The sequence below is a fragment of the Gemella taiwanensis genome (assembly GCF_054054385.1).
In genome coordinates this window covers 242415-256776 of record NZ_JBSMTL010000002.1, presented here as the reverse complement: position 1 = coordinate 256776, position 14362 = coordinate 242415, and the positions used below count along the sequence as shown (strand labels likewise).

General features: G+C 30.5%; 11 protein-coding genes. 10 read left to right on the top strand and 1 reads right to left on the bottom strand.

Going from position 1 to position 14362, the window contains the following annotated elements; genetic code table 11:
- Position 1 precedes the first annotated feature (1 nt).
- The 6 genes from alr to rpsI all read left to right on the top strand — a co-directional run bounded on the left by alr (position 2) and on the right by rpsI (position 8173).
- Positions 2–1129 carry an alanine racemase gene (alr, locus tag ACWOA3_RS03210; RefSeq protein WP_003145888.1) on the top strand — a complete coding sequence of 376 codons (1128 nt, stop codon included), beginning with the start codon at positions 2–4 and terminating at the stop codon, positions 1127–1129.
- Position 1130: 1 nt separating this feature from the next.
- Positions 1131–3299 carry a Tex family protein gene (locus tag ACWOA3_RS03205; RefSeq protein ID WP_456884069.1) on the top strand — a complete coding sequence of 723 codons (2169 nt, stop codon included), beginning with the start codon at positions 1131–1133 and terminating at the stop codon, positions 3297–3299.
- Between the two features lie 11 nt (positions 3300–3310).
- The gene (locus ACWOA3_RS03200) at positions 3311–5182 is read left to right on the top strand and encodes an acyltransferase family protein (RefSeq protein ID WP_456884067.1); all 1872 of its coding nucleotides are present in this window, start codon (positions 3311–3313) and stop codon (positions 5180–5182) included.
- A gap of 424 nt (positions 5183–5606) precedes the next feature.
- Positions 5607–7070, top strand: coding sequence for a glutamate--tRNA ligase (gene gltX, locus ACWOA3_RS03195; protein WP_442566684.1), 1464 nt, complete (start codon positions 5607–5609; stop codon positions 7068–7070).
- Positions 7071–7323: 253 nt separating this feature from the next.
- Positions 7324–7761 carry a 50S ribosomal protein L13 gene (gene rplM, locus ACWOA3_RS03190; RefSeq protein WP_003144827.1) on the top strand — a complete coding sequence of 146 codons (438 nt, stop codon included), beginning with the start codon at positions 7324–7326 and terminating at the stop codon, positions 7759–7761.
- Positions 7762–7780: 19 nt separating this feature from the next.
- Positions 7781–8173, top strand: coding sequence for a 30S ribosomal protein S9 (gene rpsI / locus ACWOA3_RS03185; RefSeq protein WP_003145894.1), 393 nt, complete (start codon positions 7781–7783; stop codon positions 8171–8173).
- 169 nt (positions 8174–8342) lie between these two features.
- Here rpsI and ACWOA3_RS03180 read toward each other — a convergent pair whose 3' ends face one another.
- Positions 8343–8963, bottom strand: a complete 621-nt coding sequence (locus ACWOA3_RS03180) for a hypothetical protein (protein ID WP_456884065.1) — start codon at positions 8961–8963, stop codon at positions 8343–8345.
- A gap of 359 nt (positions 8964–9322) precedes the next feature.
- Here ACWOA3_RS03180 and ACWOA3_RS03175 point away from each other — a divergent pair, with 359 nt between their 5' ends.
- From ACWOA3_RS03175 to ACWOA3_RS03160, 4 genes are all read left to right on the top strand, one after another.
- A complete protein-coding gene (locus ACWOA3_RS03175; protein WP_003145896.1) occupies positions 9323–9985 on the top strand; it encodes a gamma-glutamyl-gamma-aminobutyrate hydrolase family protein in 663 nt (220 codons plus the stop codon).
- A 267-nt stretch (positions 9986–10252) separates the two neighbouring features.
- Positions 10253–10855, top strand: coding sequence for a 30S ribosomal protein S4 (rpsD, locus tag ACWOA3_RS03170; protein ID WP_003145898.1), 603 nt, complete (start codon positions 10253–10255; stop codon positions 10853–10855).
- Between the two features lie 687 nt (positions 10856–11542).
- Positions 11543–12658: an alanine dehydrogenase gene (gene ald, locus ACWOA3_RS03165; protein ID WP_003145899.1), complete on the top strand. Its 1116-nt coding sequence runs from the start codon at positions 11543–11545 to the stop codon at positions 12656–12658.
- 250 nt (positions 12659–12908) lie between these two features.
- A complete protein-coding gene (locus ACWOA3_RS03160; protein ID WP_456884135.1) occupies positions 12909–14282 on the top strand; it encodes an amino acid permease in 1374 nt (457 codons plus the stop codon).
- Positions 14283–14362: the final 80 nt, after the last annotated feature.

Here is a 14362-nt window from a genome sequence, read left to right as displayed (position 1 = left end):
AATGATTAATGATAGACCAACACAATTAAGAGTAAATTTGGATGCATTGCTTAATAATTATAATAAGCTAAATAGTCTTAATAATGAAAAAATAGGGTTAGCTGTTGTTAAAGCTGATTCTTATGGATTAGGTTCGAAAGTAATCGCAGAGCATCTATATCAAAATGGAGTTAGACATTTCGCAACAGCAACATTAGAAGAAGCTTTAGAACTTAAAGATGTTATTAAAGATAGCATGGTTCTTGTATTAGGAGTTATAAATTCCCAAAATGTTAAATATGCAGTAGAAAATAATGTCTCTTTAACTTGTCCTTCTAAAGAGTGGTTAGAAGAATCTTTAGTACACTTGCAACAAATTGAAGGAAAATTAAAAATTCATGTTAAGCTAGACACTGGTATGGGAAGAATTGGAACTTCTGATTTAGAAGAACTAAAAGAAATTGATAACTTATTAGATTCGGAAAAAATTGATTTTGAAGGAATTTTCTCACACTACTCAAATGCTGATGGAGAGGATGATAATTATGACAATTATCAGACAGAAAACTTCGAAAGAAGTCTTAAAATCTTTACACATAAACCAAAATACATTCATATAGAAAATTCAGCTGGTACAGTTAAGTATAGCAATAGAGATGATCAGTATAATCTTACAAGAATTGGTATTGCTATGTATGGATGTTATCCTAGCGGAAATATTGAGAAATTAGATAAGGTGCAACTAGAACCTGTAGCTAGTTTAGTTAGTAAAGTGACACATGTGAAAAAATTTCAGGCAGGACAAAAGCTTGGTTATGGTGTTAGTTATGAAGCTAAACAAGATGAATATATCGCAACAGTGCCAATAGGATATGCAGATGGTTTATTACGAAGAGCCCAAGGGTTTAAAATTAGAGTAGGATCTGAAGAGTGTGAGATTGTCGGACGTGTATGTATGGACCAACTTATGGTTCGTTGTAGTAAAAATGTAAAAGTGGGTGACGACGTACTATTCTTTGGAGAATATAGCGGACAAAAAGTCTCAGTAGACGAATTCGCTGAATATCAAAATACAATAAGTTATGAAATATTTTGTTGTATAAATAAACGTGTTCCAAGAGTTTATTATAAAAATAAGATGGAGTTATAGAATGTACGAGAAAATTACAAAAAATTTAGCAACTAAGCTAAAAATACAAGATAAATATATAGTAAATGTATTGAATCTGTTAGAAGAAGGAAATACAATTGCTTTTATCGCTAGGTATAGAAAAGAATTAACAAATTCATTAGACGAAGTTGCAATAAAACAAATTCAAGATGAATTTAATTACTTAAAATCTCTTGAAGAAAGAAAAGAAGAAGTAATTAGATTAATTTCAGAAAAAGGTCTACTTACTGACGAGTTGAAAAAAGATATTTTAGCTCAAGAAAAACTACAAAGGGTAGAAGATTTGTATCGTCCGTTTAAAGAGAAAAAACGTACGAAAGCTACGATAGCTAAAGAAAAAGGATTAGAAAATTTAGCTAACTACATATTAAAATTACCAAAATCAATTGATGATTTAAATAAAGAAGCAGCTAAATATATAAATGCAGAAAAAGAAGTAAATAGTATTGAAGAAGCAATTAATTATGCACTAGATATTATTGCTGAAAATATTTCTGATAGTGCAAAATATCGTGAGTATGTATTAGAAAACACTAGAAAATTCGGTCAAATCACTTCAGTGCTGAAAAAAGGTGGAGAAGAGAAAGACGAAAACTCTACATACAAAAACTACTACGAATTCGGTGAACAAATTTCGAAAATTGCTTCTCATAGAATTCTTGCTTTAAATAGAGCAGAAAAAGAAGGAATAATTCGTGTAAGTATAGAAAACGATAAAGATAGATTACATAATTACATTCTTAGAGGGTTAACAAAAAATCGCCAAACAGCAATAAATGAATTACTATTAGAATGTATTGCGGATAGTATGAAACGCTTAATCTATCCATCTATCGAAAGGGAAATTCGAAGTGACTTAACGAAGAAAGCAGAAGAAGATTCTGTAGTTATTTTCTCGGAAAACTTAAAACAGCTTTTAATGCAAAGTCCACTAAAAAATAAAAAAGTACTAGGAATAGATCCAGCGTTCAGAACTGGTTGTAAGATGGCGATTGTTGATGAATATGGTAATTTTATAGATAAGATGGTTATCTATCCACATAAACCAGCATCAGCAGACAAACAAGAGAAATCTAAAAAAGATCTAATTAAATTTATTAATAAACATAATATCAATCTGATTGCTATTGGTAATGGGACAGCATCTCGTGAAACTGAAAAATTTGTTGTAGAAAATTTAAAAGAAGTGGGATTAAAAATAGATTATGTTATAGTAAATGAAGCGGGGGCGAGTGTTTACTCTGCTAGTGAAGTAGCTCGTGAAGAATTCCCTGATTTTAATGTAGAAGAAAGAAGTGCAGTATCTATTGCACGCCGTATTCAAGATCCGCTTAGTGAACTTGTAAAAATTGATCCTAAGTCTATTGGTGTTGGACAATATCAACATGATATAACACCTAAATTTTTAGAAAAAGAGCTTACTTTCGTTGTAGAGACAGCGGTAAATAAAGTAGGGGTAAATGTTAATACAGCCTCAGTATCTTTATTATCATATGTTTCAGGTGTTAATAAGCAAATAGCTAAAAATATAGTAGCTTATCGTCAAGAAAACGGAAAAATAGAAACTATTAAAGAAATTGCTAAAGTACCAAGATTAGGTAAGAAAACATATGAGCAATGTGTAGGATTCTTTAGAATACCGGACAGTAAAAATATCTTTGATGCTACAGGTATCCATCCTGAGAGTTATAAAGCTGCAGAAAATTTATTAAAAGAATTGAAATTATCTACAAAGGAAGTTGGAACTGAAGAGTTTGCAACTACTGTGGAAGCTGTAGATAAGAAAGAACTGGCTGAAAAAATCGGTGTAGGATTAGAAACATTAGAAGATATAATTAAAGATTTAAAACAGCCATTACGTGATGAACGTGAATCATTTGCTAAACCATTGTTAAAATCAGATATTCTGACAATAGATGACCTGCAAATTGGTGTGAAATTAGCAGGAACTGTTAGAAATATTACACAGTTTGGAGCTTTTATTGATATCGGTCTTAAGCAAGATGCTATGGTTCATATTTCAAAAATTAGTAAAAATTATATTAAAAACCCATTAGACGTGTTAAGTGTAGGACAAATTGTTGATGTTTATGTTATTGACGTAGACAAAGAACGAAGTCGTGTTGCACTAGCGATGTTTAAAGATTAGAGGAGGTAGAAATGAGTAATAACAAATCAAAATACCTTCCAAGTATAGATAGCTTGAGGGCATTGGCAGTATTAGCTGTTATTATTTATCACGTCGATGTAAATTACTTACCAGGTGGTTTCTTAGGTGTTGATTTATTCTTTGTTTTATCAGGTTATTTAATAAGTTCATTGATTATTAAAGAATATAAAAAGACAGGTTCTCTAAATTTATATAATTTTTATTTAAGAAGGGCTAGACGTCTATTGCCAGCGGTTTACTTTATGATAACTGTAGGATTAATAGTTATGGTGCTATTCAATGATGTACTACTACGTAAAAGTCATCTTGATGCAATATTTGGTTATATATATTCAAGTAACTGGTGGTATATATTCCATAAATTAGATTACTTTGATAGTTTTGGATCTCAAAGTCCATTTAAACATTTATGGTCATTAGCAATTGAAGAACAATTTTACATGGTTTTCCCGTTATTATTTTTAATATTTAATGGGAAAAAGAAAGCCAAAGATGGAACATATAAATTAAATAAGAACTTTTTATATGTTGTTGTAGGACTAGTACTTATATCTTTAATAACGCATATTTTATTATTTGATATAAATAATATTAGTAGAATTTATTTTGGAACTGACACAAGAGCATTTTCATTACTTGTAGGTGTGGTAGGTGCGATTTTATATCCTATGGATAAACTTAATACGAGAGTAACGCCTAAAGAAAATATACGTTATAGTTTAGTATCGTTTGTTTCAATAGCTATCTTAATAACAATCATGATTTATACTTCAGAGTATAATACTTGGCTATATCGAGGAGGATTCCTACTTGTAGCTATTTTAGGGTTAGTAATTATAATAAGTAGTGGGAAACAACATACTATAATGTCAAAACTATTATCATTTAAACCAATAGTATTTATTGGAAAAATTTCTTATAGTTTATATTTATGGCATTTTCCAATATTAGTGTTAACTACACCAGTGTCAGAAATTGGTAATCCTAATATTTTATATGTAATACTACGAATTATCCTTACGTTTGCTGTAGCTATTATAAGTTACGTATTTGTTGAGACACCAATGCGAAAACTAGGATTTATAAACTACGTTAACCTAGTTTACAAAAAAATAGTAAAACGTCCTAAAAAAGCAAGAAAAGTATACGCTAGTATTGTAGGAATTGTATCATTACTATTTGTGATGGGAATATTTGGGAAAGGTGTGCCATTCCTTTCAACAGCATTTGTAAAAGAAATGGAAAACAATAAAGAAACTCAATTTGTAAATAATCAAAATAATAATAGTGAGAATAATCAAAATAAATCTACTGATGAGAATAAAGATACCAAAGAAAATAAAGATGATAAAAATAATTCAGATAAGAAATATAGTTCTGTAGTTGTAATGGGAGATTCTCTGACAGTTGATATAGGAGAGAAATTTAAAGAGTTATATCCAGGAGCTGTTATCGATGGTAAAATCGGTCGACAATTATATATGGCCGTAGATGAAGCTAAAAATTACGCTCAATATAACAATGAGAATTCAGCGATAATATTCCAACTAGGAACTAATGGACCATTCACTGAAAGCCAACTTGATGAATTAGTGAAGATTTTTGATAAAGCTGATATTTACTTCGTTAATGTTAAAGTACCAAGAGCTTGGGAAAAAACTGTAAATTCAGAGTTAACAAAAGCAAAAGAAAAATACTCTAATATATCGATAATCGATTGGTATTCGGTAGCAAATGGTAATACTACATTATTTGAACCAGATAAGGTGCATTTAAAACCGAACGGCGCTGAAAGAATGATTGATTTAATAGTGAAAAATCTTAAACGCCCAGTAGAAGTTAAAGAGAGAATGACTCAATAATCGTGATTTCAAAGAAATTTATTTTGTCGAGTCATCCCTGCACAGTTTATTAGATATCAATAAACCACTGCGTCTATGGGTTCCCATATACACTTTGTTAAAATTTAGGACTTTTAGATCGGCCCTTTAAATAAAAAAGAAAAACTAAGTAGTTTTGAAAGACTGCTTAGTTTTATTTATTAAATTTTATTAAATAATAACAATATAAAAACGAAGAAGTATTATTTAATTGGAATTAAGTTTAGTTTCTCATGAATTTCTGAGCATAAGAAATTTAATTAATTTTTGTGATTGAAACATAAATATAACAATTGATAAGGCTTTTATTAGTGAATTGTTGAACTTTCATTGAAATATGAATATAGTTTGTGATATAATAATTTAGTATTATAAATATAATTAATAGTGATAAAAGGAGATAACTATGACAAAAGTAAGAGTAAGATATGCACCATCTCCAACAGGAAATTTACATATCGGAAATGCAAGAACAGCATTATTTAATTACCTTTTTGCAAAACATTACGGTGGAGACTTCGTACTAAGAATTGAGGATACTGACTTCAAACGTAATAAAGAAGAAGGTGAAAGAAGCCAACTTAAATATATGGATTGGCTAGGTCTAGACTATGATGAAGGTATTGGAAAAGAAAAAGAGTTCGGTCCTTACCGTCAATCAGAAAGAATCGATATCTATCAAAAATATGCAGATCAACTTATTGCTGAAGATAAAGCATATAAATGTTATATGACTGCTGAAGAATTAGAAGCGGAAAGAGAAGAGCAAATTGCTAATGGATTACCACCACGCTATAGTGGAAAACATGCTCATCTTACTAAAGAAGAACAAGAAGCATTTGAAAAAGAAGGTAGAAAACCATCTATCCGTATTCGTGTTCCACAAGACAGAACTTATAAATTTGATGATATGGTTAAAGGTGAATTATCATTTGAAGGACACGACTTCGGTGATTTCGTAATCGTAAAAAATGATGGAGTAGCTACTTATAACTTTGCTGTAGCAATTGATGACCACTTAATGCAAATTTCACATGTACTTCGTGGAGATGACCACGTATCAAATACACCAAAACAACTTGTTGTATATGAAGCATTAGGATTTGAACCACCAAGATTTGGTCACATGACTCTAATCGTAAATGAAAACAAGAAAAAATTATCTAAACGTGATGAAACAATTATTCAATTCATCGAACAATATGATGAATTAGGATACCTTCCAGAAGCATTATTCAATTTCATTACATTATTAGGATGGTCTCCAGAAGGTGAACAAGAAATTTTCACTAAAGAAGAATTTGTTAAAATCTTTGATGAAAAACGCTTAAGTAAATCACCAGCGTTCTTCGATAATAACAAACTAACTTGGATCAATAACCAATATATCAAAGCACAACCTTTAGAAAGAATCGTAGACTTATCATTACCATTCTTCGTAAAAGAAGGTGTTGCAACTGCTGAAGAAGTAGAAGCTAATAAAGCTTGGTTTGAAAAATTAATTTCATTATATCAACCACAAATGAGTTATGGTGCTGAAATTGTAGAATTAACAAAACAATTCTTCGTTGAAGAAGTTAAATTTGATGAAGAAGAATTAGAAATTCTAAGACAAGAAACAACAGCAACAGTATTCGAAGATTTCTTAACAAAAGTTGAAGAAGTAGAAGAATTTACTGCTGATAACATCAAAGCTTTAATCAAAGCTATTCAAAAAGATACTGGAGTAAAAGGTAAAAACTTATTCATGCCAATCCGTATAGCTTCAACAGGATCAATGCATGGTCCAGAATTAAACACAAGCTTAGAATTACTAGGTAAAGAAAGAGTAGCATCTAGAGTAAAAGCTGCATTAGAAACAATCAAATAAAAAGTTTTAAATTTACATAAATTAAGGGCGAAATAAATTGAGAATATCTAATTTTAGATTAGCCCTTAATTTTGATTTTCCAGCTGGAAAAAATAAGAGAAGAAATATAAATAAAAGTAAAGAAAATATCTTGACATTTAGCAGTAAATAAGGTATTATTACTTATGATATTGTTTATATATCTTCACGAGTAAGCCCCGGAAAACTTAGTCGTTATGACAGATTAAAAACAACATCTAGGAGGAAAAAAGACATGCGTCAAACATATATGGCAAAGCCATCAACTGTAGAAAAAAAATGGTATGTAATCGATGCTGAAGGACAAACTTTAGGTCGCTTATCATCAGAGGTAGCTTCAATTTTAAGAGGGAAACACAAACCTACTTATACACCACACATCGATACTGGGGATAATGTAATCATTATCAACGCTGAGAAAATTGTGTTAACTGGTAAAAAATTAACTGATAAAATTTACCGTCGTCACACAATGCACCCAGGTGGGTTAAAAGAAAGAACTGCTGGATTAATGGTAGAAAAATATCCAGAAGAACTTTTAGAACTATCTATCAAAGGTATGTTACCAAAAAATACTTTAGGTAGAGCTCAAGGAATGAAACTTCACGTTTACCGTGGAGCTGAACACCCACACGCAGCACAAAAACCAGAAAAATACGAATTACGTGGATAATATAGGAGGAAATAATTAAATGGCACAAGTAGAATATCGCGGTACAGGACGCCGTAAAAGCTCAGTAGCACGTGTAAGATTAGTACCTGGAACAGGGAAAGTTGTTATCAACAACAGAGAAATGCGTGAATACTTACCATTAGAATCATTAGTATTAGACTTAATGCAACCTTTAGAAGTTACATCTACTACAGGTAACTATGACGTTTTAGTTAACGTTAACGGTGGAGGATACACAGGACAAGCTCAAGCAATCCGTCACGGAATTGCACGTGCTTTACTAGAAGTAAACCCAGAATACCGTAAAGACTTAAAACCAGCAGGATTACTAACTCGTGACCCTCGTATGAAAGAACGTAAAAAATACGGTCTTCGTGGTGCGAGACGTGCTCCTCAATTCTCAAAACGTTAATATTGGTCTTATACCAAAGTACGTCAAGGCAACAGAGAACTTTCTCTGTTGTCTTTTTTTGTTCTTTGTCAAATGAGATGTAAAAAGTCCAAAATTAAGTTAGTAAAAAATAAAGAAACTGAGGCTACCTATAATTTAGTAGTAATCTCAGTTTCTAATTTAACATATTTTATTCATAAATCTCAGAATCTTTTAGTGTGAAAATAACTTCAGTTCCTTCTGGATAATTATCTAAAGATAATAATAGTATTTTTTCTTCTAATTTTTTTGGTTTTATTTCTGCGCTAACTTGAGCTATTTCATTTAACTCATCATATAAATTTTTAAATAATTTAGCATCCTTTACGTTAATTTTTGGATTTATTTGATAAATTGGAGTTTCTCCAAACCATGTATCTTCATTTTTAAAGTCAATTTCTGATTTTTCGTTAATCTTCAGCTTAATTGAAATATCATAATCAAAAGTATATCTATCAAATAATTTTGCTAGATTACTGATATAATCATGAGATCCTTTATTTGAGCGATTTATAAATTTAAGTTTTGCGCTATAGTCAATCGCATTAAGATCTAAGATTTCTGCTAATTTAAAAACATCGAATTCATCATATACATCAGAAGTAACAAAGTTAACTTTGACATCATATCCTACGCGTTGAAACTCTTGATATTTTTCTAAAAGTTCCTCTGAAGTTAAATCCTCATGATTTTCTTTCACATTGGTAACCGACTCTTTGCCATCCTCTATAACTTCTTGTTTAGGATATTTAACAGTCAATAAATAATTCATTCAATTATTCCTCCTTAATATTTAACACATTACTATTATACATATCTTTCAGTATATTTACAATAGAATGTATGAAGTTTAACATTAGATTAATACTCTGAATTTAATATATAGATATAATGGTAATTTTAAAAGTTCACTATTACCAAGTGGAGATAAATTAAATAGTACTAATCCTTAATAATATTTAAACAAGATAGCTTATAAAATTAAAATTGATACAAAAATTATATTTAATATTTAAACTTATTAATATACTTAAAGTTTTCATATATTTTCATGAAAATCCTGTTCTTGACAATTTTCTATAATATTTATATAATAATAGTCATAAAATTTAAAAAAGGAGGTCATTGCATATGAAAATAATTGCAATTTCAACAAGAAGTGTCGATTACCAATCAGATGCTGGTATAGCAAAAAGACGTCTATACATCAATGGTTATTTTTCAGAAGTAGCAGAAAAAGCTGGATTTATATTATTCCCAGTTTGTTCTCAAAACGGAATTGAGGAAATTGTAGCCATGTGTAGTGGCCTAATTATTGCTGGTAGAGATCGGGATATTAATCCTAAGTTTTACGGCGAAGAACCTCTAGAAGGTTTAGAATATCCTGAAGATCCATATGAGGATGAATTAGACTTTAAACTTATTGAGCTTTTCGAAAAGAATAATAAGCCAATACTTGGAATCTGTAGTGGATTACAAAGTTTAAATATTTATCATGGTGGTTGTTTAAAACAGCATATAGATGATCATACTAGTAAAGAGAATTTGGTTCGTCACAATATAGATATAGAAGAAAATTCATTTGTACATAGTTTATATGGAGATAAAGCAGAGGTTAATTCAATTCATCATCAAGCAATAAATAGAGTTGCAGAAGGATTTAAAGTAACAGCAGTTTCTGACGATGGAACTGTAGAAGCAATTGAAAAAGGAAACTTAATTGGATTACAGTGGCATCCAGAAGTTGATTATGAAATTGATACATTTAAAAAATTCCTAAATCTATGTGAATAGAATTTTGTATTACGTTATTATTAAAAAAAATAAGAATACAACATCAAAATAGTTGACTATTACTAAAAATAATGGTAAACTAATCTTTGTGTAAAATAATAGCAGTGGATTAATTGTTATTGCCTCTATGTTATACATTATTTAATGTGGCAACTCGTAGCCTATGCTGCTAGGCGAAGTTCCAGTTTTATAACATATACAACAACGATAATCGTGCTTTTTGTTTTCACAAAAATAAAAACAAAAAGATAAAAGGAGGAGCACATAATGGCTCGTTTTACAGGTTCAACTTGGAAAAAATCTCGTCGTTTAGGAATCTCACTAAGCGGTACTGGTAAGGAGTTAGCTAAACGTCCTTACGCACCAGGACAACACGGTCCTAACTTAAGAAAAAAACTATCTGAGTATGGTTTACAATTACAAGAAAAACAAAAACTTCGTTACCTACACGGAATGAACGAAAAACAATTCCGTAAATTATTCGATAAAGCTGGTAAATTACAAGGTCTTCACGGGGAAAACTTCATGGCGTTACTTGCTACACGTTTAGATTCTGTAGTATACAGCTTAGGATTAGCTAGAACTAACCGTCAAGCTAGACAATTAGTTAACCACGGTCACGTTCTTGTAGATGGTAAAAAAGTAGATATCGCTTCTTACGCTGTTAAACCAGGTCAAGTAGTTTCAGTAAGAGAAAAATCTAGAAACCTTGAAATCATTAAAGAAGCTGTTGAAATCACTAATTTTGTACCTGAGTACTTAACTTTTGATGCTGACAAATTAGAAGGATCATTAGTAAGACTTCCAGAAAGAAGTGAATTACACCCAGAAATCAACGAACAACTTATCGTTGAGTACTACAGCCGTTAATAAGACAAAGCCCTTTAAACTAACGTTTAAGGGGCTTGTTTTTATTTCTGCGCAAAATCTAAGAAAAATAAAAAAAGCCAAAAACTAATTTGTTTTTAGCTTTAAAATAATTTTAGAATATTAGGTAAAAGAGAATACCTCTTTTCACTATTATTATTCTATCATAAAAAGAAGAAAAATAATATCAGAAATAATTTTAATTATATTATTTAATATCAAATATTTAACAAAAATAAATAGTTTAGTTATATCACATAAAAGTATATTGTATTATCAAGAATTGATATTTTTCATTAAATAATGTAAAATATAACAAACTGAAAAGCAAAAATTAATTTTGTATAAATATTTTAGCTTTCAATAAAAGTATATACTTTTAGTAAATAATTTTGTATAAATTAAAAATTTTAAAAATAAAATTAATCTCGTTATACTCTTAAAACAGAATTACTTAGAAAATATAACAGCTGTTTTTCAGATTTCTTTTCTAAAAATAATTAATGCTTATTTTCATAAAAATAGTGTTAATATAAAATTAAGAATAGCTATTCTATAGGTTTTTATTTTTATATAATTATAATAAAATAGGGAAAATATTTTCATCATTACTTTCATCAGAAAAACGCTTTCATTAATTTGGTATATGTGTTAATATATAAGTACAGAAAAAATTAGGAGGTAAGGGAAATGATTATCGGAGTACCAACAGAAATTAAAAACAACGAAAGTAGAGTGTCTGCAATTCCGGGAGTAGTACATGAATTAGTACTAGATGGGCACACTGTTTATGTAGAAAAAGGAGCTGGATTAGCTTCGGGTATTTCAGATTCGGAGTATGAAAAAGTAGGAGCTGTTTTATTAGATAAAGCAGAAGATGTATGGAATAAATCAGATTTAATCTATAAAGTAAAAGAACCAATTCCATCAGAATATAAATACTTCAGAAAAGGTTTAATTATCTATACTTACTTACACTTAGCAGCAGATCCAGAATTAACTAAAGCAATGGTAGAATCAGGGACTATCGGTATTGCTTTCGAAACTGTAAAAGTAGGTCGTACTTTACCATTATTAAGACCTATGAGTGAAATTGCGGGAAGAATGGCTATTCAAGAGGGTACAAGATTCTTATCCAAAGTACAAGGTGGTAAAGGTAAATTATTACAAGGTGTTCCAGGAGTTCAACCAGGTCATGTTGTAGTTATTGGTGCAGGGGTAGCAGGAACTGCAGCAGCTACAGCAGCTTCAGGATTAGGAGCGCGCGTAACAATGCTAGATGTTAACTTAGATCGTTTAACTGAATTATCACATATTTTCGGTGGTAAAGTAGAAACAGTTTACTCTAATAAATTAAATATTGCTAATGCAATTAAAACTGCTGACTTAGTAGTAAGTACAGTATTAATTCCAGGAGCTAAAGCACCAAAACTTGTAACTAAAGAAATGATTAAAGATATGCCTGATGGTGGTGTTATTGTAGACGTGGCTATCGACCAAGGTGGTACAACGGAATATACAGAAGGTCGTCCAACAAGTCATGATAATCCAATATTCGTTGAAGAAGGAGTATTACACTATTCAGTAGCAAATATACCTGGAGCAGTAGCTGAAACAGCAACATATGCATTATGTAACGCAACAGCTAAATATGTTAAACTAATTGCTAAACTAGGAGTTAAAGAAGCAGTTGTTAAATTCCCAGAATTAGTACCAGGTGTTAACGTAGCTAACGGGAAAGTAACATTCAAAGCAGTTGCAGATGATTTAGGATATGAGTATACTCCAGTAGAGCAAGCTTTGTAATATAATATTAAAAACAAAATATAGAAAAATTATATTGTAGAGGAAGTGGTATGTATATTTATAATATGTTATCCACTTCCTTTTGTTAGATTAGTTATATTTAATAATATATTATTTTATTAGGATATTTATTGTTTGCTTTTTTCTTTACTTACATAAGTAAAGTATTTAGTAGTAAATAATCTGTAACTGTGATATAATTAATAAATATTATTAATAGGGGAGAATATTTATTTAATATTAGGAGGAAATTATGAGCGTTTTTAGAAAAAAATCTATTGATTCTATTTTAGCTGAATCAAGAAATAAAACGTTGAATCCCACGATGAAAACTTTAGATTTAGTTCTATTCGGAATTGGGGCAATTATTGGTTCAGGAATTTTAGTTTTAACAGGGAAAGCTTCAGCAGAAGCAGGACCTGCGGTTGTGTTCTCATTCCTTATTGCAGGATTAGCTTGTTGTTTAGCTGCACTTTGTTATGCAGAGTTGGCTTCAACTATTCCATCAAGTGGTAGTACATATACATATTTATATGTATCAGTTGGTGAAATCGTAGCTTATGCGATAGGTTGGGTTTTAATAGGTGGATACGTTCTTACTGCAGCAACTGTAGCGAATGGATGGTCAAGTTACTTTTCACGTCTATTAGCAGGTTTGGGTGTAGAAATTCCAAAAGAATATTATACACTACCGGCAGTAGGTGGATATGGTAATATTCCTGCGATTATTATTGTATTATTAATTACTTTCATCCTATCAAAAGGAACTTCTAGTAGTAAACTAGTAAATAACCTGATGGTAGCTGCAAAAGTAGGTATTGTAATTTTATTCATCGTTGTTGGTGCATTTTACGTAGAACCAACAAACTGGACAAATAACTTTGCTCCAACAGGATTTTCTGGGGTGATGTTAGCTGCAACAACTGTATTCTTTGCATACTTAGGATTTGATGCAATTTCAACTTCAGCAGAAGAAACGATTAATCCGGAAAAAGCATTACCTAAAGCAATTATTATAACGATGGTAGTTTGTACAGCATTCTATATTCTTGTATGTTTAGTATTAACAGGAGTTGTTGAATACAACAGACTTGGAACTGGAGATGCATTAGCATTCGTGTTAGAGGAAGTTGGACAAAACAAAGTAGCAGGAGTCGTATCTCTTGGTGCGGTAATCGGTCTTATGGCTGGTATCTTATCATTCATGTATGCAGGTATTCGTATCACTTATACAATTGCTCGTGACGGATTATTACCAAAAGGATTAACTAAAGTTAATGCAAACAAAGTACCAAGTACTGTAACTTGGGGATTAGGAATTTTAACAGCAGTTTTAGCAGGATTCTTACCTTTAGGAAACTTAGCTGATCTAGCTAACGTAGCTTCAATTATTGCATTCGCATTAGTAAGTTACACAACTATCGTATTCTACAAAAAATTCCCAGACTTAAAACGTGGATTTAGAGTACCTGGTATGCCTGTATTACCAATTATCTCTATCGTTTTATTTGGAGCACTACTATACAGTGTTACATTAACAACATGGATTATCTTCATCGTTTGGGTAATCATAGGTATGATAATTTACTTTACATTCTCGTACAAAAATAGTAAATTAAAATAATATAAAATAAATGCAACTCAGCAATAGACTTTTAAGAGATCTAATTGTTGAGTTGCTTTTTTGTTGTTACTATGTAATTA